This is a genomic window from Aquicella lusitana (assembly GCF_902459475.1).
GTDB lineage: Bacteria > Pseudomonadota > Gammaproteobacteria > DSM-16500 > DSM-16500 > Aquicella > Aquicella lusitana.
The window spans coordinates 606,634-627,265 of sequence record NZ_LR699114.1; the positions used below are offsets into that span (position 1 = coordinate 606,634).

15 protein-coding genes are annotated in these 20,632 nt (G+C 43.2%); 3 read left to right on the top strand and 12 right to left on the bottom strand.

The genetic code is table 11. The annotated features are described in order from the left end of the window. Positions 1-2 precede the first annotated feature (2 nt). The 6 genes from AQUSIP_RS02835 to AQUSIP_RS02860 all read right to left on the bottom strand — a co-directional run bounded on the left by AQUSIP_RS02835 (position 3) and on the right by AQUSIP_RS02860 (position 8,260). A complete protein-coding gene (locus AQUSIP_RS02835; RefSeq protein WP_114833612.1) occupies positions 3-842 on the bottom strand; it encodes a sterol desaturase family protein in 840 nt (279 codons plus the stop codon). Between the two features lie 113 nt (positions 843-955). Continuing rightward, positions 956-3,211, bottom strand: coding sequence for a hypothetical protein (locus AQUSIP_RS02840; protein WP_114833611.1), 2,256 nt, complete (start codon positions 3,209-3,211; stop codon positions 956-958). Between the two features lie 135 nt (positions 3,212-3,346). Then, complete coding sequence (locus AQUSIP_RS02845) at positions 3,347-4,837, bottom strand: ABC transporter ATP-binding protein (RefSeq protein ID WP_114833610.1); 1,491 nt, start codon at positions 4,835-4,837, stop codon at positions 3,347-3,349. Positions 4,838-4,848: 11 nt separating this feature from the next. Continuing rightward, positions 4,849-5,706 (bottom strand): ABC transporter permease, encoded by an 858-nt coding sequence (locus AQUSIP_RS02850; protein WP_114833609.1) that lies wholly within the window; start codon positions 5,704-5,706, stop codon positions 4,849-4,851. Continuing rightward, entirely contained in the window at positions 5,703-7,169 is a 1,467-nt protein-coding gene (locus tag AQUSIP_RS02855) for a hypothetical protein (protein ID WP_114833608.1), read from the bottom strand. The genes AQUSIP_RS02850 and AQUSIP_RS02855 overlap by 4 nt, the downstream gene beginning before the upstream one ends. Then, complete coding sequence (locus tag AQUSIP_RS02860) at positions 7,166-8,260, bottom strand: putative sugar O-methyltransferase (RefSeq protein ID WP_170131739.1); 1,095 nt, start codon at positions 8,258-8,260, stop codon at positions 7,166-7,168. Before AQUSIP_RS02860 ends, AQUSIP_RS02855 begins: the two co-directional genes overlap by 4 nt. A 635-nt stretch (positions 8,261-8,895) precedes the next feature. Between AQUSIP_RS02860 and AQUSIP_RS02865 the strand changes: the two genes are divergently transcribed. The 3 genes from AQUSIP_RS02865 to AQUSIP_RS02875 all read left to right on the top strand — a co-directional run bounded on the left by AQUSIP_RS02865 (position 8,896) and on the right by AQUSIP_RS02875 (position 13,620). Further along, the gene (locus tag AQUSIP_RS02865; protein WP_114833606.1) at positions 8,896-9,945 is read left to right on the top strand and encodes a sulfotransferase domain-containing protein; all 1,050 of its coding nucleotides are present in this window, start codon (positions 8,896-8,898) and stop codon (positions 9,943-9,945) included. Positions 9,946-10,042: 97 nt separating this feature from the next. Further along, positions 10,043-11,623: an MBOAT family O-acyltransferase gene (locus tag AQUSIP_RS02870; RefSeq protein ID WP_114833605.1), complete on the top strand. Its 1,581-nt coding sequence runs from the start codon at positions 10,043-10,045 to the stop codon at positions 11,621-11,623. 23 nt (positions 11,624-11,646) lie between these two features. Next, positions 11,647-13,620 carry a hypothetical protein gene (locus AQUSIP_RS02875; protein WP_114833604.1) on the top strand — a complete coding sequence of 658 codons (1,974 nt, stop codon included), beginning with the start codon at positions 11,647-11,649 and terminating at the stop codon, positions 13,618-13,620. 213 nt (positions 13,621-13,833) lie between these two features. Here AQUSIP_RS02875 and AQUSIP_RS02880 read toward each other — a convergent pair whose 3' ends face one another. The 6 genes from AQUSIP_RS02880 to AQUSIP_RS02905 form a co-directional block, all read right to left on the bottom strand. Further along, positions 13,834-14,820, bottom strand: coding sequence for a GDP-mannose 4,6-dehydratase (locus AQUSIP_RS02880; RefSeq protein ID WP_114833603.1), 987 nt, complete (start codon positions 14,818-14,820; stop codon positions 13,834-13,836). A 209-nt stretch (positions 14,821-15,029) separates the two neighbouring features. Continuing rightward, positions 15,030-16,214, bottom strand: a complete 1,185-nt coding sequence (gene metK, locus AQUSIP_RS02885) for a methionine adenosyltransferase (protein ID WP_114833602.1) — start codon at positions 16,212-16,214, stop codon at positions 15,030-15,032. A gap of 65 nt (positions 16,215-16,279) precedes the next feature. Continuing rightward, a complete protein-coding gene (locus AQUSIP_RS02890; protein ID WP_114833648.1) occupies positions 16,280-17,035 on the bottom strand; it encodes an ABC transporter ATP-binding protein in 756 nt (251 codons plus the stop codon). Positions 17,036-17,042: 7 nt separating this feature from the next. Then, on the bottom strand, positions 17,043-17,933 hold the full coding sequence (locus tag AQUSIP_RS02895) for an ABC transporter permease (RefSeq protein WP_114833601.1): 891 nt from the start codon (positions 17,931-17,933) through the stop codon (positions 17,043-17,045). A 72-nt stretch (positions 17,934-18,005) separates the two neighbouring features. After that, positions 18,006-19,142 carry a glycosyltransferase family 4 protein gene (locus tag AQUSIP_RS02900; protein WP_114833600.1) on the bottom strand — a complete coding sequence of 379 codons (1,137 nt, stop codon included), beginning with the start codon at positions 19,140-19,142 and terminating at the stop codon, positions 18,006-18,008. Further along, positions 19,139-20,593, bottom strand: a complete 1,455-nt coding sequence (locus AQUSIP_RS02905) for a mannose-1-phosphate guanylyltransferase/mannose-6-phosphate isomerase (RefSeq protein ID WP_114833599.1) — start codon at positions 20,591-20,593, stop codon at positions 19,139-19,141. Before AQUSIP_RS02905 ends, AQUSIP_RS02900 begins: the two co-directional genes overlap by 4 nt. Positions 20,594-20,632: the final 39 nt, after the last annotated feature.

Consider the following 20,632-nt stretch of genomic DNA (forward strand, 5'->3'; position numbering starts at 1 on the left):
TATTATAGAACTTCCTGAGCACTTCGAAACCAGGTTCGAACGTTTTTTATCCAGATTTGGATGGGTAGTAATGCTGCATGCCTGAGAGTGGATACCCTTTCACCAGCGATGCCTGTTGGTGGAAATTCTCCGCGCTGTGGATGATAGTAAGTCTTGAAAACAATATCCCATAGAGGAAAAAAAGCAGCGAAATTTCTGTCGAAATGCTTATCTAGGCGACTATGATGGATTCTATGTACCTGAGGTCCTCCAAAAAATCGGGTTAAAGGTCCAAGTTCAAAGCGTAGATTGGCATGTATGAAATAACCCCATGAAGTGAAAAGCATGCCAATGACGCCCGCCGGCATGGGATCGAGCTTAAATAACACAGCAAGCGGTATTGCAAGAAAAGGAATGCGAAAAAGCTCTTCTAGCCAATGATGACGACTTGCTGACGATGCATTGACATGCTCGTCTAAATGATGAATTTTATGCTGAGCCCAAAGCATAGGAATAATGTGTTGAAAGCGATGGAACCAGTAATAGAAGAAGTCAGCAATAATTACGCCTAATAACCCCGCTGCTACTTGCAAGCCAATGTTGCTACCGGAGGCAAAGCGCAAATCGATTAGCCCCATGCCCACTAATGCTCCTGCTTTGGTTACAGCGGCTGCACTTACTCCTCCCCAGTAACTGCTTGCAATAAGATAGAGGAGCGTGATGCGTATATTGAGAAAGTAAGCGTTCAACGGCTGTTCCAACTCAGCTGGCATCCAACGTTCCACTACAGCAAAGGCGACCAAATTAGCGATAGTTACTGGTAACCCTAAGCCAGAAATAAAAGTAACGAGCGTTTCCCACATTTTCACTCCCTGAATGTATCATAGATTAAGTCTATAATATTATAGACGAGCTCCCTCATTTTCTACCTGACGAAGATTTTAGCCATCTTTAAATTAAACTTTACATTTGATAATTAGCAGTGTCCGTTTTGATTTCGCTTTGCAACAAGCCATCCACCTATTAACTGAGGGTTGCAGTAGTCATTCTGTAATGTCGCAAGGAGCTTTTGATTAAATGAAGTTTCTGGTAATCGGGGCTGTATAAATGAATCAGCCGGATCATCAAAAAGTAAAAAGTCAATTTTTTTATCTTTGATTTTCTGTATGAGGTTATTGAAGTTGCTGTTTGTTAATGACAGGCCAAAAAGGTTGCCTGTCCAAAAAGGTCCAGGGGTATTAGCAGTTTGATCAGTAAGCACAGGTATTGAAGTTGACCATGCAATTGAACCTTGCGATGCGAGATTCCTCAGGGTTTTGGCACGTTCCTGTAAATGAGAGCAATAATCCGCTGGTAGTACTAGTCCGCCCGCACAACCTGGCTGAAATCCCGAACGCCACTGGTTGCTATATAGCGGATCAATTACAAAGTAGGGTAGATTTTTTGCTGCGATTGGAAGCAATATCAACGATCCAATAACGAATGGTACCATGCTTTGGTAGCCTTTTGTAAACATTGGAATGAGCAAAAGGCTATAAAGAGCAATAAAAGTCCATAAATTCCAATCATCAGGTCGATTTATGTAATAAGGGAACCAGACCAAAAGCATTGTTGCAATCGCACTCGTCATTGCATCGGGTGCAATGGATTTCCGATCAAATATACATTGCATAGATTGCATAAATTTGTAACTGGCGTGTGCCATGATGACGATTACTAGAGAACGCAAAGGTAACGCAAGCCCCCCAAAACCGCCGGTAAATAATAAAAAGAAAGACGCCAATGATTTTATATCGGTTGGAAAAGGCCATGCTTTAAAAAAATAGCGATAACTCAATGCAAGCATGAGGAAAACGGAGAACAAGGCCACCATGCCGCTTATAGCGGAAGTCACCCACGCTCGAAGAGGCTGATGACGTAATTGTACTAGCCATGCCATGCCTAAACCGGCAGTCGCAACTACACCAGTTTCGAAATTGGCAATAAGCGCAAATCCTGAAACTCCACCAGCAATGCCCCCTGCCCAGATTGTTGATGTTCGGTTGATTAGAAGCACAAAGCAAATTGCGACAGGTACCATTAAGAAACGTAATCCTGATTGATTGGGGTACCATACGGCAAAGCCATCAGTACTAAGCCAAGGCACAACGGCAACGGCGAGAAAAGTCATTGCTACAGCACGACTGCTTTGACAACGTATGCGAAGCCACCCAGCCAAAGCAAATGCAACAAGACAGAGTACTTGGCCTGCTTGAGTGATGCGGATTAACATTGCAAATGTTGGAATCTGTATCTCTTTCGCTATAATGCCAATCAAGGAAGACCAGAGCATGCTATAATAGGGCGGACTGTCAATAGAAAATAAATGCCCAGCAGCTAGCTGTCGTCCTCGATACATAACCATATCATAATGCTGGTCAAAGCCTTTCAATGCCGAAGCAACTGGTTCAGGCGTATGAAGCCATCCGGGTAGTAGTGCGCTGATGATTAGGATAGCTATAAAAGCCCACGCAATCCAGCGTAATCTTGCATAATAAGCTGTTAAGGCTACGATAATCGTGATTAACAGAACCATCCATGCTCTAACATCAAGGCTGGAAGTCCATACACTTACCACTGCGGAAATTAAAATCAAGATACCAAACATAGCTGACGAACTTTTTTTAATAACAAAGTGATCACTATTATTTTTGGAGAGTAGTCCGATAATGAAAGACGAACCTATAATAAAGCACAAAAAAACTTCATATGCGGCTCGCTGGGGAAACGAGTCGATGATACCGTATAAATCAACCTGCTCTGGCAAGAATATTTGTAATGTTTGGGGATTATAAGGAATCAGAAAATACGTTCCAGCAAATAAGATGAGGGCTATTCCTACAGATAAACATAATCGCTGATCCAAATGGCAAAAATGATTGCTGGTACTGTTGTTCCATTCAGTAATGCCATTCATAATAAAGGCAAAAAAAGCTTTGAGGGTAAATTTTTTATTTATATGTGTTGATGCTGAGGGGGGTGTTTTTTTATAGACAATGGCTAACCAAAGTGATGCGATTAACAATAGTTGTGTTGCTACAAGAGAAAATCTAATACCAATTGAATTGTTCCAATGAACAAGTAAATAAAAATAAATAAGTATTTGGCTGATCAATAAACAAAAAAGTAATCCGTGTAGAGCAAGATGCTTTGCAAATTTCATGCGGATTATTTCTACTGTATTTTTTATCATATACTTTTTCTCATCGTTAGCAATAAGTTTAAGCTAGCATGGTTTAAGCATGTTATGCCAAACATATAACATGCGCATGTCATATCTCGCTTCGTTTTTGCAAAGCAAACAAAAAAAATTACAATGGCTATTTCGTTAACCAACCGTCGCACTAGAGTGCCACTTGGTCAGCGCTGCCTGATTAAGCGGATTAGATCTAATTTCAGTAGACTGCATAGGTATACCAACAAGTCCTTGCATTGTATAAGCGTTTACAGATCGAAAAACCAGCGCTTTATTTATAGTTTGCAGTAATACGGCATTACCTTCTTCTTCGCCTACAGCTATCGCAACCCGAATGGTATATTCCCCTGTAGGAAGTAAAGGCATTTGATAAGTAAATTCAGCAACAAAAGTAGTTCCTGCTTTTATTGCCACACGTTGATTTTTAGTCACTAAATAGGAATTATCAGCAAAAAGTACTTGTCCAAAACTATCTAGTGCCTGAAAACCTATCATCGGGGATTGCAGCTCACACTTGGCTAGAATCTTAATGTTAAGTGTTACTATTTCTCCACCTCGGGTCGACAAAAGTGCTGTGCCTGCTTTATCACATAAAGTCACCTTTGTTATGCTAGCTTCGCCAGTTCCTATATTGTCTTCTAATTCACAAGGTAAAATTTCAATATCATTAAATAAATTGACATTATTTGTATGATTTAATTGGCCATCTATTAAATATTCAGAAATTTTATAATCCATCAGCTTGCTTAAAGCAGACTGTTCCAGTGCGATTTCTGATTTTATGATCTCAATTACATTAGATTTCTGTTGAAGCTCACTTTCCCCTTTGGATAAATTCTTAACATAATCCAAATGCTGCTGGTCCAGATAATTTTGCGTAACACTTGGGGCCGGTCCTATTGCCTTAATAACCCCATGCTCAAGCCACATGGCATTTTGACACAGCGATAAAACGTCATTGGTGGAATGCGAGACAAATAAAAAAGTGCCTTTTTTAAGAAATGACCGAATAAACTTCATGCACTTTTGAACAAAGAAAACATCTCCAACCGCTAATGCCTCATCTGTGATGATAATATCCGCATCCACATGAGCCATAATGGCAAATCCCAGCCGGGAAACCATGCCGCTAGAATAGGTTTTTACTGGCTGGTTGATGAAATCCCCGATTTCAGCAAATTCGATGATAGAATCAAGGCGTTCTTGAATCTGTTTTTTAGTTAATCCCAGTATGGTTCCTTTAATAAAAACATTTTCCCGCCCGGTAAAGTCGCCATTAAATCCGCTGCCGTAATCGAGAATGGCAACTTTGCCATCCACTTCCACACGGCCGGTAGATAAGCGTAAATTGCCTGAGATGATCTTGAGCAAGGTTGACTTGCCACTGCCATTGACACCGACAAAGCCCCAGCTTTCGCCTTTCTTGATTTCAAATGAAACGTTATTCAGAGCATAAAACTCACGATGACCATGAGAATGCTTTGCGTTTGTTTTTTTAAATCCCGGCCATAACCTGGCCAGGACGCTTTTTATCAAAAAAAACAGCTTATCTTCTGGCGTTCCTCGTAATTGGTATATCTTGGATACATTCTCAACCCGAACAGCCACTTCGTCCTTGCTCATTCAAATTCCTCTCACATTACATCAGCAAAGGCTGTTTTAGAACGCATGAACAAACAATATCCCATCACGGCAAAAATTAAGGAGAATAAAAATACATAAATGATAGAAGATAGACTGGGCCATACGCCGTAAAGCATGCAGGCTCTAACATTTTCAATCATAACAGCGATTGGGTTTACCTCAATGACCCATTTAATCCGCTTGGGCACCATACTGGCGGGATAAAAAATAGGGCACATAAACATGAGAATAATAGTTAGAGGGGATATAAACGCGCTGATGTCCCTGAAAAAGACGGCTAGTGTTGAAAGAATCCAGGAAACACCCAGCGTGGTCAGTAAAATACAGAGTAAATAAAAAATGGTGCAAATTGAACTGGCATGAATGTTTCCCTTGGCAAGCAAAAAAACAATCATGGTGATGCCAACATTAATCACTAAGGTGATAAATGAAGTAAGAACAGTCGTCACCGGCAGCACCTCAAGCGGAAAAGCCAGGGACTTCACATAGGCCATATTGGATAGAATCACCGAGGGGGCAGCGCCAATATTCTGCGCTAAAAAATTGAAAAAACCCAAGCCCACAAATAATGCCAATGCATAATCTAATCGGGACTCTGTCGCGATACTAGAAAATCTGCCGCCGAGAATAACGCCAAATACAAAGTAAAAAATTGACAACATAATGAGCGGCAAGACAACTTGCCAGGCGATACCAAGATAGCTTGCTTGATACGTTGAGCGAAAGTTCTGAATTGTCATGGAAGTAATTAATTCACGGTATCTTGACAGATCGGCCAAGATCGCAACCGGATTGATAAGCCTTGAGCTGAATCGTTCGGGTGTGCTGACGTAAATTACTTTGCTCATTCAAAAGCCTCTTCTGCTTTTTGCATAATTCTTTTTTCCAGTGATAAATATTCAGGCAGTCTATTGCAAAGATCGGAAAAGTTGTTTTTCAATTTAAGCAAGATAGCCTGGGCTGTTTCAGGTTCATTATTTTCAACCGCTTCGCGCGCTTTTTCCAAGTAGGGCAATAAAAGATAAGCCGTTTCTTCGTTGCGATATTTCTCATCCTTATAAAACCGGCTGGTTGTTCTTGATGAATGAAACGGGTTTGTATGCAGCTTCAGCCAATTCTCAATATTAATTTCTTGTGATATCGATGTATTCTCCGCAGAAGGAACGGTTTCTTTTAATTCCAGCCCGGCCTCGAGGAGAGTCATTAATAATTTAGACGTTTCTTTTTCATATACCAGTTTCTGGTTTTCGTTAGCAAAGGGCAATTTTTCTGCACCTTCTGGGATAGCATAAGCATGACAGGATCCAGGGTTCATTTTGGTGATAAAATAGGGGATCGCTGAGAAATTAGCCAGTGCTGCAAAGCCACTCGAGGTGCCAATGAAGAGATCGCTTTTTAGCATCAGCGTCAATTCATGACCTAACCCCATCCCATAGATTCTAAGGCTGGTCACGTTGGGCAAGCGAAGAATTTCAAGGGGTTTTTCCTGTAACCGGCCTAGCACAACAAACTGGACTTCGGGGTGTTTTGTTCCGGCCTCACGCAAGAAATCGTACCATTCAAGAAAGTCAGAATCCCGTGTATAAGTGTGGTCACCACCGTAACCGACATCGAGCCGGCGCAAACGCAAATGAAAGGGAACGATTTTCTTTCCTTTAAATTGCCGGGCAATGACTTCATCAATGTCAGGACCGCATCCCAGTGAGGGTTGTAAAAAAGGAATATAGCCTTTTTGCGCAGCAAACTGATTGATACTTTCGTGAGAGTAAACATATTTGATGAAGTAATCATTCAACCTTTTTTCATCTGAAAGACTATTGCCAACGGTTTTTTGAATTTGCTCAGGAACAACGCGTTGAATAATTTTTTTCATTAACGCATTACGGCGTATTTTCTGCTCAATGATATTGTAAGCTTTTCTTAACAGCCCATCGCTGACTTTATCTTTTAACATGGCTAAATAGTCATTAATGGCCTCTAAATTATGTTCGTCTGCTTTAGCAGCGATTTCTTCCAGTGTTTCAAGCATAGCGTCTCTTTGGCGAAAAATGTAAATATTCCCCAATCTGGGATTGGTACCAAAGGCGCCATAGAGTTCATTAAAGAAAAGTTCAAAATTATCCGGGTTAATCAGACCACGCTGATAAATGCTTGCGGGATGTTCCTTATCGAGGCAAATATAAACGTCAACACTACTTTTGCCCGTTTCTTCGCAACGCATAGCCGTACGCACATTCCATGTTAATACGTCACCTAGCGCATAAGGGAAAAACTCAAAATCGTAGATAGCAATTAGATTATTGGATTTCATGTGAGGTTCACTTGATATAATGTTTCAAAGAATTCATTTTGGACGGCACAGTTACGTGAATAGATTTCTTGCCAATTTTCAAGGCAGGGATAATCGTTTTTGTGTAACACCAAGCCATCGAAAGGATTTTTGGAGAGATCCCATTGTTTCATGTAAAAATAGGAGCCAAGCCGGTTGATTTGCTCAAAATACCATTGAATCTGGTCAAGATTCATTTCGCCAAATGAAGATATATTAATGCACAAGTCAAATTGCTTGTCTGGCAGCAAAGTAAGCTGGTGTGGAAGCAGAAAAACAATGGATGCTCGCTCTATTTCATCCCTTACTTCTTCGTAACTGTCAAAATTCCTGGCTCTGAATATATTACGATCATGAAATACAGATGAGAGATATCGCTGCGCAATATATAAAGCAGGCATAATATCAACTAATACTACTCTGGCTTTGGGGTTAAGCGTCAGAATAACATGCGCGTTCCGCCCGTAGCCGCTCCCGATCTCAAGCACCGTATTAATATTTTTAAACGAAATAGCATTATCTATTGAATAATATTCGATAAGGGAATTAGCTAAATCCTGAGACATGCTTTTTCCATTTGAAAATACCAGAAGGGGATTTCCTTCTCTTGGTTCTTCAAGCCGATCAAGATAACGCTTGGTATCTATTTTCTTTGCATATTCCCATAATAATAAGACGAAATAGTTATAACTGAATTGTTCATTGGCAGGGAAGGTCGGGTCATGCGGTATGGAAAGTGCTGTGTTGCGGCAGGATTCAATAATGTCTTCGGATAATAATGATTCAACAGCCTGAATTTGGGCGTCGCCTTTTTGAACAAGAAAATTAAAATAATTATGACCAATGGTTCGTTTGAAATTATTATATCCATGTTCCAATAATTGGTCGCAATTCTTGGCGGCGAGCAAGACCCAACAATTGGAAGACTTGCTCACGCTATTTTTTTCATTGGCATAGAGGTTAAAGAGCCGAATCAATTCATTGAATCCATTCATTCTTTTTACATCATCCAGCACTTCGGGCCAATTTAATAAGCCGGCAATCTCATCGATTGGGATAAGTATCTGTGCCATTTTTTGTTGATCTGTCACATTTGCGCTATTGTCCCTTAACAAAACAAAGGGCTCTTTGGGTCGGTTTTTTTTGGAGGGAACTTTAAATTTCTCTATTGTTTTCCAAGAAAAAATTGTCTGTGCTAAAGCCACGAATTTGTTTATATGAAGGAAACCATTAAAAAACCGGTAAATCGTCTTTAAACTCATGGTTTGAGATTTGTAATTATTTTCCATTAAATATTCCACCTTCCTATTTTACGCAATCCATAAATAGAACGACATCCTCATAGACATCTACTATAGGTTCGCCAACCTTATCATAAGTTTAAATAAAATACACAAATTTCAGAAAGCTTTTCTAATAGTAAGGCTTCATGAATATGAAGATAAGAATGGAGCTTGCCTAGCTTTCCTAGTACAGTCGTTTAGCTTGCTGCACTGATCCCAATATGGCTGGAACCGATAGCGAATACTGACGAACCTGTTGAATCAGCGTTTTCGATTATATATGATGCTGTCAATACTGGAAAGCCAAAAAATTAAGGCTAAAAAGGCTGTTCGTATTTGACTAAGATTGGCCAGCGCATTAATTTTTGTCTGCTTTCTTATCTTGTGGCTCATCCATTTTCGAGGGAGAGGATTTGTTAATTTCTATGGGGAAAAAATCAATATTTTTTGTTTCACTTCCAAAGAGTGGAACCGTCTATACGTGGAATGCGGTAAGCAGCGTGACAGGTCTTAAGATACCTAATTTTCAGAAACTTAAAGGATGGAAATTTTATAATCAGGGGCGAGATTTCTCCTGCCGGAAATTATATGCCTGTGGTGATTACAACACACAAATGCTGTTACCCGATAAATTAAAGCATTATTCACGAGGATATTTTTTTGGCAGCCACATGCAGGCTTCATACCATAACATGACCGTGCTGGAAGAATCCAGGATTGATCGTATCGTCGTACTCTTGCGTGATCCTCGGGATGCATTTGTCTCATGGGTGCACCATCTACGGAAATTGGGACCCTCAGCGAGAAACTATCATTCAAAAATTTACCATATCCCCCGTGCCTATTATGACTGGTCACTGGAAAAGCAATTCGACTTTCAGATTAGAAGCTTTTTCCCCAATATCGCTAATTGGATAGAAGGCTGGCTGGATTATTATGCTTCGCCTGATCGAAAAATTGATATTTTGTTTGTCTTATATGATGAACTTAAGCGTAATCCGGTTAATTATGTCAAAAAAATTGCCGAATTCAATCAGATTAAAGATGCAGATTATTCCAAAATACCTGTTCCTGAAAACGGAAAACTGCATTTTCGTAAGGGTGAACATGAGCAATGGAAGGTCGAGTTTTCCGAAGAGAATAAACGGCTAGTCGATAACCTTCTGGGGGATAGAATAGCCCAGAGCTTTGAATTGGCAGCCCAGTCGCATCGCGGCTTTCTTAAGGGCAAAGATGAATTTAAAAAAGGGAATATGGTCGCTGCAGCTAAATCCGCGTTAGAGGCGATAAAGCAGTTTCCAAACAGCATGAACTCCTATGAATTATTTTTCCAGGCGGTTAATGCTGCAGGATTAGCCGTTTCGCAGTACCACGATCAAATTAGAATGGAATTAAATGGATTAACAATAGGTGATTATTTCCGCTATCCTAATCAGCTTGTTGCTAGCTGCCAGCAGATAGCGGAGAAACTGTAGCTATCCAAGGGGGCTTTTTCTTAACCCAATCCTTTGATACCATCTGCGGGTTTTTGTGAAGGATTTTTACAAAGATTGATAAGGAAGTTTGCCAGTCATGCTGTTTAATTCCTATGTGTTTATTTTCATCTTTCTGCCTATTGTACTGCTCGGTTTTTTATTGCTCAGAAATAAAACGCCCCTCTTGCCAATAGGATGGGTTGCACTCGCATCACTTTTTTATTACAGCTGGTGGAAGCCGCAATTTCTACTGCTACTGCTAGGTTCCATTACGATTAATCTGATTTTTGGCAAGATTCTGATTGACGGCCGCCTTTCACGGACACTGTCACGGGTGGTACTGACGTTTGGCATCATCTTCAACCTTGGTGTTCTCGCTTATTTTAAATATGCTGGTTTCCTGGTTGCTAACGTCAATGAAATCTTTGGCACCGGTTTATCTATGCCGAACATCCTCTTGCCCATTGGTATTTCCTTTATCACATTCCAGAAGATTGCTTTCCTGGTAGATGCGCATCGCGGGCTGGCACGTAATTTTACCATTCTCAACTACATTTTCTTCGTAACTTTCTTTCCGCAGCTAATTGCTGGTCCTATTGTCCATCACTCGGAGATTATGCCTCAGTTAGAAGCTGCACTACGAAGAGATTTCAAGGCCGACTTTGCGGTCGGTATTAGTATTTTCATTGTCGGTTTGTTTAAGAAAGTTGTAATTGCAGACAGTCTGGCTATTTACGCCGATGCAGGTTATGCGATGGTGAAGGCAGGGCATCCCATTGACACTGCCTCAGCCTGGATCACCGTTATCGCCTATGCGCTTCAACTTTATTATGATTTTTCCGCTTATTCGGACATGGCGGTAGGGCTTGGACGGATATTCGGCTTTCGCTTGCCGCTCAATTTCTATTCCCCTTACAAGGCAAGTTCTATCATTGATTTCTGGCGCCGCTGGCATATTACCCTGTCGCGATTCTTGCGTGATTATCTCTATATTCCGCTAGGCGGCAATCGGCATAGCACCCTTCGCCGGTATTTTAATCTCGCTATCGTCATGCTGCTCGGCGGACTTTGGCATGGAGCAAATTGGACGTTTGCCGTATGGGGCGGCGTGCATGGATTATTACTGGGGCTGAATCATGCCTGGCGGCAGTTGCCTTTTACGCGGCATCGTTTCTATCATTCAGCGCCTGTGCGCATGATCGCAATCGTATTTACCTTTCTTCTGGTGACACTGGCCTGGATTCCTTTTCGTGCTGAGACGATTGGCGAGGCGCGCATCATGCTTGCCCATTTATTCCCTTTTAATGGCGGGCCTTTGGGTCTGGAATCCTTCACCCATTTCTGGAAAGCACAATTTACGCATCGGGGTTCCTTTGAAAATTGGTTCAAACCGCATGAATTATGGCCTGCTGTGCTTTCTCCTGATTATCTTTCAACAGTGGCACGACCGGTTGGCATCCTGTTAGCAGTTAACCTGCTTGTCATCTTCCTGATGCCAAATACTTCTCAAATCTTCGGGAATTTCAGGCCTGTACTCGGCACAGAAGCACATCGCCATACGTTACGCGGTGCGCTGCAGCGCCTGGATGCGCGGGCGGCTTTCGTGCTTGCGTTTCTATTTGTACTTTCCGTATTGGGGCTGTCGCATATCAGCCCATTTCTCTACTTCCAATTTTAAAGGATAATTTGAAAGGAATTCCAGTGGCAACCAATGAATTAGAAATCAACAAAACGGATGAAGCCGTAACTATTTTTGATTCCAGCAAAGAAAACGATGCGGTTATCTCGGATCGTTATTTGAGTAAGCTTTTTTGGTACATTGCACTTTGGTTTCTCCTTCTTCTCGCTTTTGTCTGGATAATCGATCCTTATGGTGTTTCACCCTTTCAAATCCACCTACCGGGAATTAATACAAATAAACCCTTGCGTCTGGATATTGATCGGTTGATCAAACCCTATGAAGTCTGGCGTTATCAACCCAAGACCGTGTTTCTTGGGACATCTCGAATACAGCAATCTATTGATCCTTCCCTGTTCGACGGGACTGACTTTGCACCTGCTTATAATGCCGCGATACCAGCCAGCACCCTTGCCGAAAATGCTGCTCATATCGAACAATATTTGAAACTGGACCCCAATATAAAAGATATTTTTATTGAACTGTTCCTCTATAATTTTACGACCAAACAATCTGAACCCGCTCCAAAAACCTGGAAAGAATTCTTCAGCAACTATCTCTCGTTGCAGCTTAGTACTGATGCGATCATCGATTCAATCAAAACCATTTCATCTAGTCATGGTGATGGTCCAACGCCCGCTCATATAGCCAAACTTGGGTACAGAGTGCCAAGCAGCGATTATGATCCAGCGTCTACATTTAGTGATACGCTGTACACCCGCACGGTGCTTGGGTGGGATCGCGCTGCCAAACTACATTTGGAACCTAGCGCAATGGAAGCTTTAGATCGGATAGTGGCGCTTGCCCGTCGTCATGGTGTGAAACTACATATGCTACTGACACCCAATTATCCCTGGGACGATTACAGGCTGATGTCGCTCGGCTACTGGCCGCTCCTGGAAGAGTGGATGCGCAAGATGGCTTCTTATTCGGATGTTGTCAGTTTTTCGCAATATAATAAATTCCTTGAAGAGCCTCCTACGCAGACGCCAAAAATGAAATGGTGGAATGACCCAACCCATTTCAGTTTGAATATGGGCAAAGCTATGATGAATACGTATTTAGGGCACCCCGATAAGGATACGCCAGCGAACCTCATGCGACCATTAAATCCGGATACGGTCGAATCCGTGATTGCAGAGCGTCGGGCAGGGGCCTTGCGGTGGGCAGCAGCTCATCCTGATTTTGTAATGGATTTTGAAGAAGCCAAAACAATCAGTGATACCGTGAGCGGTACACTCAATGCTTCGGATATGACATTGACGGTGAATGGGCGCAAGCACCCTATTGTGCTGGGTGTGGGCTCGGTATCGATTGCGGACAAGCAGGGCGGCTTTTTGAGTGCTAGTGGCTGGGCAGCGGATGAAACGGCAAGGCGGCGTGTCAGCCAGCTCGTTGCTACAATCGGCTCTTCCGTTATCGCGCAAGGATTCCCCACGGTGAAACGGCCTGATATTAATCTCGCGCTGGGTAAGAACACTGTCTCCAGCGGCTTTAACATACAAATACCACTTGAAAGTGGGAAGGAATCGGAACCCATTCGTGTTTTCGCCTTGATGCAGGATGGACGTGCAGTGCAGCTTACTTCCGAGATTTCGTTAATCGATGGAGCGCCTCTTAGATCACTTGGTAGGGTGAAAGCGGATAAACTGGTCATCAATAACCGAGCCTATCCTATCGCCAAGGGGACGGCCGGATTAATCGAGGGTATTATACCAACGCCTTATGGTTACAGTGTAAATGGCTGGGCAGCAGACGTTAAAGCACATAGGCCGGTTGTTGCAATTATAGCAGCGATTGGTTCCGAAATTGTGGCTAAAAGCCTGCCATCTATTACTCGCGATGACATTACTGCTGTTCCCAAAACGATTCCATCCGGGTTTCTCATCAATGTACCCCTCCGTGCTGATCAGGTTAATAACCACGAGCAGATGCGATTGTACGCTTTAATGGCGGATGGTGTGGTTTCACCGTTAGTGCCGAATACGAAAGGATGAGGTTCTGCTCAAGGATTAATATAAAAACCATTATCCTTCCCCTGCGCTGCTCGCGAAGAGCTTGCTATTTCAATAATTTTTTATGCTTTTGAGGTTATTACTTTTTGCCGTTATGGATCGGAAAAGATCCCGCTGCTTTCTGCGGGAAGATGATTGAATGGCTGAGGCAGGTTGACAAAACAGTGTGATGAACCTGCCTCTTCATTTTTAGAATTAAGGCTTATGAGAATAGTCAAATGGCTGAGCTTTTAACTCATCAAAATGGTTACGAGCCCAAGCAATACAATCATCCAGTCCCTGATCCAGGGAAATGTGGTCTTCCCAGTTGAGTTCTTTACGAAGTTTGGCGCTTTCGAGGTGATAAGCCGCATCCTTTCCTAATCGTTCGCCCACTACTTCCACATGGTCATTAAAATCAACGTTCAGTTTGTTGCAAATACGCTCAACAAGATCCCGAATAGAAATCACTTCATTGGTAGAAATATGATAAGTGTCACCATTATTGCCATTTAGCATAATCTGCCATGTAGCTTCCGATACATCTTTCATGTGAATAAATGAGCGTGTAGAGACGCCTCCACCATGCAACTGAAGTTTGCGGCCTAGCATAATGAATAAAATAGTGCGGGGAATAATGCGATAAAGCTGCTGGCCGGGGCCATAGACATTTGCTGCTCGGGTTGTCACAACCGGAAATTGGTAGGCATTATAAAAGGTACGTAAACTCATGTCAGCAGCCGCACGGGAAACGGCGTAAGGGGTACTGGGGTTAAAGGGATAATTCTCATTCACAAAACCCGAGCAACTACCATACACTTCCGGAGTTGAAACATGAACATACCGCTTAAGAAAATCACACTTGCGTAATTCATCATGTAATTTTACGGTTGAGACGGCATTTGTCATAAACCAGTCGCTAGGATATTTCCAGCTCTCCGCCACCATGCTCTGCGCGGCAAAGTTAACAATGTAATCGGGCTTGACTTGATGTATCAAATCCATTATTTCAGGCAAGTGGTGATTGAGATCGAGTTTATGAAAACTAAAGTTTTGATGATCACGCCATTTGTAGGGCAGCAATGCGTTGGCTGGCTCGGATGAGCGACTGGTACCAATAATTTTGACATTTTTATCGAGCGCATAATCAATAAAGCTTGCGCCCGAAAATGAATTGCTGCCAATAACCATAAGTTTATGCATAAGACATGGCCTCTTCTTTTTTTACTACGATTAAATGTGTTTGATTAGCGTAGAGCGATAGCATAGATACAATAAAGTGGGGGCTCAGCGTTGTCATTGCAAATTTCCTTCACTTCATATTCGCAAGGCGGGGATGACACAACAATCTGTTTAACCTATCCCTGCACGCCTTTAAAAAACGGAGAGTGCAGGGATGATGGAAGTGATTCCTAGTTATTCGCCACTTCACGCAGATTACTATGTGCATCACTGCGCAATAAATCTGCTTTGTCTGTTTTTTCCCAGCTCACATTCAAGTCTTCACGACCAAAATGCCCATACGCTGCAGTTTGACGATACATCGGTTTCAATAAATCCAGCATTTTGATGATGCCGTAAGGCCGTAAATCAAAATGTTCACGGATTAATTGAATGATTTTCTCATCAGCAATCTTGCCTGTGCCGAAGGTTTCAACATGAATTGAAATGGGTTCGGCAACGCCGATTGCATAAGAAAGTTGAATTTCACAACGGTCCGCAATGCCAGCTGCAACGATATTTTTGGCTACATAACGGCAAGCATAGGCTGCGGAACGATCTACTTTGGAAGGATCTTTGCCTGAGAAACAACCGCCGCCATGACGTGCCATACCGCCATAGGTATCAACAATAATTTTGCGGCCTGTCAATCCACAGTCACCTAACGGACCGCCAATGACAAAACGCCCAGTCGGATTGACGTAGTACTGCGTATCTTTTTTCAGCAAATTTTCCGGTAAAACAGGCTTGATAATTTTTTCAATGACTGCTTCGACCAGATCATGATGAGAAATGTCCGGTGCATGCTGAGTGGAAAGCACAACTGTTTTCACGCCGACGGGTTTGCCGTTCACATAATGAAAAGTTACCTGACTTTTTGCGTCAGGACGCATCCATGGCAATGTGCCATCTTTGCGTAATTGAGCTTGTCGCTGCATCAGTCGATGTGCATAGTAAATGGGGGCGGGCATTAATGTGTCTGTTTCGTTTGTCGCATAACCAAACATGATGCCTTGATCCCCTGCGCCTTGTTCTTCAGGCGCAACCCGATCGACCCCTTGTGCAATATCAGCGGATTGCTTGCCGATAGCAGATAAAACGGCACAGGATTCCCAGTCAAAACCCATATCAGAGCTATTGTAGCCAATATCCTTGACTACGCTGCGCGTCAGATTTTCTACGTCAACCCATGCGGAGGTGGTGATTTCACCGCCTACCATGACCATGCCGGTCTTGGCATAAACTTCGCAAGCAACACGGGCACGCGGATCTTGCGTTAGCAAGGCGTCCAGCACAGCATCGGAAATTTGATCGCAGATTTTATCGGGATGGCCTTCAGATACCGATTCTGAGGTGAAGAGGAATTCTTTTTGCATGATAAGCTCCTTATTTATTTTATCCTTTGTAGTGCACAGCGCTAACGAACGTATTCCCTCACTTTTTATTTTCCTTTTTGGTGATATAACGCTAATGCCTCATTAACATCACCAAAGTATTTTATACGTCCACCTTCTAATAACAAGGCTTTATTGCAAAATTCTTTAATAAGCACATCAGAATGCGTGGCCAGGACAACAATGCTGGATTGCTCGAGTAAGGAGACCATTTTTTGCCGGGCTCGTTTCATGAAATCGGCGTCACCCGCGCCAAACACTTCATCTATTAGCAGTATATCGGGCTTGATGCTAGTTGAAATAGCAAAGGCAAGCCGCACAAACATACCACTTGAGTAAGTTCGAATCGGCATGGAGAGATAATCTCCCAAACCGCTGAAATCAGCTATTTCTGTCACTCTCCCTCTGATTTGCTCAGGCGTTAAACCCAATATTGTGCCGCGGATACTGATATTTTCTTTTCCGGTAAACTCGCTTTCAATCCCATAGCTAATATTAAACAGAGGAGAAATTTTGCCTTCTATTTTAAGATTTCCTTCGGAGGGTTCATAAATTTTTGCGAGCAGGCGCAGCAAGGTGCTTTTGCCCGAACCGTTATGTCCGATGAGCCCAATCCGGTCGCCATCTTTTAACGAAAATGAAATACTTTTTAGGGCGTTGACTACAACATGGCTTCTTTCATTTGCGTCTTCAACGACAGAGCCGCCGGTTGCCAAACGCAAAAATTGTTTTTTAAACGAACGCGCATTGACGTTATAGACAGGAAATTCGACGGAAACATTTTTTAAGTCAATTTTTGCCATGGCAGTTTTATAACCAGTAAACAATGCGGGAACGGTAGGGAACAAACATCCATAAACAAATCAATATCCCGATCACGGTAACGAGAAATACGCTGCCCAGGTTAAAAAGAGCCGGCGCTTTTCCCAACAGAGGGGCGCGTACAAGTTCGATGAATGAATAAAAAGGGTTGATTTTGACGAAGATACGTTTGGATTCAGGCAAAATATTCATGTCCCACATCACGGGAGTGAGAAAAAATATTACTTGCACCAGGCTCTTGATGATTTGTGCCATGTCACGATACCGCGCGCAAACCAGCGCAAGAATGATCCCATAGATAATGGCATTAATATAAGTGAGAGCTAAACCCGGTACCAATAACAGCGTGTAAAAATTAACTTTTACGCTATCGTAAAAAATAATAAAAATGGGAATGATGACAAGAATATTATGAAAGAAAATAATAATATTCCGAGTCGCAATGCGATGAATGTATAAACTGTATGGGAGTTTAATCTGTTTGATAATGGCTTCGGAAAGAGTGAAGCCGTCCGTCATTTCAAGAATGATGGTAGAAATGAGCGACCAGGCTAACATGCTCGCTACCAGGAACGGAAAATATTTACTGAGTTCAGTATGGAAGAGGTGAGCGTACAGGAAGCCCATGGAATAAACGGTGATAGCCATACTGAGGGTGATCCAGAAGGGCCCCAGAATCGAACGGCGATAACGCAGTTTGATATCCTGGTAGGCAAGCATCAGCCAGATTCGCCACTTTTTACATCCATCCACTACATCTTCCCAGGCCAAACGGCGTTGGCTTATTTGAGGGAAAATAACATCATCCTGTTCAGTAATTTTTCCGACAGGAAGGGAGTGATCAATTGATGTGGCTGCTAATTCTGCTTCGTTAGACATTATTTTAAAGTAGTTTTTATTTAATAAAATAAGGAGCAGAAGAATAGCATGCGGAAGCTATTGAAACAACTCTCAGCCGCCCTTTTTGATTTGAGATTGATCCCATTTTTTTTGAACAAGCTCTTGAATTTTATAACGAAATTGTTCAGGAGAAAATTGACGGGCATTTTCAACGCAGTTCTCGATGTTAAACTGTAATCGGTTGTTTTCAAAAACACTAACAGCCTCGCAGACCGCACGAACCGTTTGCTCCGAAAAGAAAACCCCCGTAGGCTTTTCCTGCGCAATGCCGCGCACAGTTTCAAGTGCCCCGCCTTTGCCCAAGGCAATGACAGGTGTGCCGCAGGCTTGCGCCTCAAGCGGCACAATGCCGAAGTCTTCCTCCGCCGCAAAAACAAAAGCCTTGGCGCGCTGCATATGATCAATGAGCACTTCATTGGGCTGGTAACCGAGCAGTTCCACATTGCTGCCGGTTTTGGCCTTGATCTTGGCGAAATCGGGGCCGTCGCCAATCACTACCAGCTTTTTATCCGGCATGGCGCTAAAGCTTTCCACGATCAAATCAATCTTTTTATAAGGCACAAGACGGGAAGCCGTCAGATAAAAATCTTCTTTTTGATGGCCGGGCATAAAGCGTGCAATGTCCACAGGCGGATGAATGACAGTGGCATCCCGGCGGTAAGTTTTACGAATGCGATTGGCGATAAAATGGGAGTTGGCGATAAAATAATCGACGCCATTTGCGCTACGCAAGTCCCATAACCGAAGCTTATGCAGAAAATAGCGAGCCAGCAGCCCCTGGGGCTTTTTATCCAGCCCGGTTTCCCGAAGGTACTGATGCTGCAAATCCCACGCATAGCGCATCGGTGAATGGACATAGCTGATATGTAGCTGGTCAGGCCCGGTAATAACGCCTTTGGCGACGGCATGCGAACTCGAAATAATGAGTTCATAACTGGAAAGATCCAGCTGCTCGATAGCAAGCGGCATGAGCGGCAAATAACTGCGATATTTTTTCCTGGCAAAAGGCAGCTTTTGTATAAAGGTCGTCTTGGCTGTTTTATGACGCAAAAAATCCCGCTGGTGAGGCTCAAGAAAATCGACCACGGCAAAGAGGTCGGCATCGGGAAAACACTGAAACAGTTCGCCCAGTACTTTTTCGGCCCCGCCAAGGGTCACTAACCAATCGCAGACAATGGCTGTTTTCATGTGACACGTCCGTAAGTATCTTCAAATCGCACAATATCATCCTCACCCAGATATTGTCCCGTCTGAACTTCAATGATGACCAGATCCGTTTTGCCAGGATTGGAGAGGCGGTGCGGCGTACCCACTGGTACAAAAGTGGATTCGTTGGTATTGAGCAGAATGGTCTGTTCACCGTTTAATACTTGTGCGGTTCCTTCTACTACCACCCAGTGTTCACTCCGGTGATGGTGCATTTGTAATGAAAGCGAAGCTTCAGGTTTGACAACGATGCGCTTGATTTTAAAGCCGTGGCCTTCTTCCAGCACCGTATACGACCCCCAGGGGCGAATCACGGTGCGATGCATCAGATAACTTTGATGGGACTTCTCTTTTAAGGTTTGCACCACCTGTTTCACATCCTGCGTGCGGTCACGATGCGTAATCAGCAGGGCATCGGGTGTGTCGATGATAGCGAGATTCTGGACGCCGATGGAGGCCACCATTCTGCTTTCGCTATGGATAAAATTATTCTGCGAATCAATCAGAATGGCATCACCTAGCACCGTATTGCCGTTCGAATCAGCCGGATGCAGCTTTTTATAGGCTTCCCACGATCCAATATCCTGCCAGCCAAACTGACAGGCAATGACAGCGATTTCCTGTGATTTTTCCATAAGCGCATAATCGATAGAAATATCAGGCTGCTCAGCAAAGCTAACTGGATCGAATTCGAAGGTATAGGGGTCTGTAGGATGCGCTCGGGATTTTTCCCAGCATTGTCTTGCAGCCTGAAGTATTTGCGGTGCGTGGTGGTTGAGCTCATTTATCAAAACACCCGCTTTGAAGCAGAACATCCCGGCATTCCACAGGTATTGGCTGGATTGAAATAAAGTGTTCGCAAGAGCAGCATCGGGTTTTTCAACAAACCGCCGGACTTGATGGCAATCCGTATGAGCGGGATAAAGATCGCCAAATTCGATATAGCCAAATCCTGTTTCAGGCGCGGTGGGCATAATGCCAAAAGTCACCATTCGGTTGTCTTTGGCAAGCGTGATCGCTTTAGCGCACTGCTTGTCAAATGCGTCCGTGTTTTCGATGAGGTGGTCAGCCGGCAAGACCAACAGAATGGCTTCCGGCCCATAATTTGCCAGGGCTTTTAAGGCAGCGAGTGTGATAGCCGGCGCAGTATTGCGGCCAAATGGTTCTAGAAGAAAACTGGTGGTAATCGGCTCGGTTAAAACTGCTTTATAATCCGCCTTGCTTTTGAGGTAATATTCCCGGTTGGTAATCGTCATCACCTCGGGCGAGCGGGAAAACCGCATAGCGCGCAAGAAAGTCTTTTGTAGCAGGGTTTCGCCATCCGGCAGTCGCATAAAGGGCTTGGGGTGCGCTTCACGTGATACGGGCCATAATCGGCTGCCCGTACCGCCTGAAAGAATCACGGGAATAAGGGTATCTTCGGGGTGGGTCATGAATAAGCCATTCCCTCTCAGGATTATTATTCGGATTGT

Excerpts from the sequence above, each read along its gene's own strand:
- AQUSIP_RS02865 (WP_114833606.1), top strand. The coding sequence starts at position 8,896 with ATGGGGAAAAAATCAATATTTTTTGTTTCACTTCCAAAGAGTGGAACC.
- AQUSIP_RS02895 (WP_114833601.1), bottom strand. The coding sequence starts at position 17,933 with ATGTCTAACGAAGCAGAATTAGCAGCCACATCAATTGATCACTCCCTT.
- AQUSIP_RS02880 (WP_114833603.1), bottom strand. The coding sequence starts at position 14,820 with ATGCATAAACTTATGGTTATTGGCAGCAATTCATTTTCGGGCGCAAGC.
- AQUSIP_RS02905 (WP_114833599.1), bottom strand. The coding sequence starts at position 20,593 with ATGACCCACCCCGAAGATACCCTTATTCCCGTGATTCTTTCAGGCGGT.
- metK (WP_114833602.1), bottom strand. The coding sequence starts at position 16,214 with ATGCAAAAAGAATTCCTCTTCACCTCAGAATCGGTATCTGAAGGCCAT.
- AQUSIP_RS02850 (WP_114833609.1), bottom strand. The coding sequence starts at position 5,706 with ATGAGCAAAGTAATTTACGTCAGCACACCCGAACGATTCAGCTCAAGG.
- AQUSIP_RS02835 (WP_114833612.1), bottom strand. The coding sequence starts at position 842 with ATGTGGGAAACGCTCGTTACTTTTATTTCTGGCTTAGGGTTACCAGTA.
- AQUSIP_RS02870 (WP_114833605.1), top strand. The coding sequence starts at position 10,043 with ATGCTGTTTAATTCCTATGTGTTTATTTTCATCTTTCTGCCTATTGTA.
- AQUSIP_RS02890 (WP_114833648.1), bottom strand. The coding sequence starts at position 17,035 with ATGGCAAAAATTGACTTAAAAAATGTTTCCGTCGAATTTCCTGTCTAT.
- AQUSIP_RS02840 (WP_114833611.1), bottom strand. The coding sequence starts at position 3,211 with ATGATAAAAAATACAGTAGAAATAATCCGCATGAAATTTGCAAAGCAT.
- AQUSIP_RS02845 (WP_114833610.1), bottom strand. The coding sequence starts at position 4,837 with ATGAGCAAGGACGAAGTGGCTGTTCGGGTTGAGAATGTATCCAAGATA.
- AQUSIP_RS02855 (WP_114833608.1), bottom strand. The coding sequence starts at position 7,169 with ATGAAATCCAATAATCTAATTGCTATCTACGATTTTGAGTTTTTCCCT.
- AQUSIP_RS02860 (WP_170131739.1), bottom strand. The coding sequence starts at position 8,260 with ATGGCACAGATACTTATCCCAATCGATGAGATTGCCGGCTTATTAAAT.
- AQUSIP_RS02900 (WP_114833600.1), bottom strand. The coding sequence starts at position 19,142 with ATGAAAACAGCCATTGTCTGCGATTGGTTAGTGACCCTTGGCGGGGCC.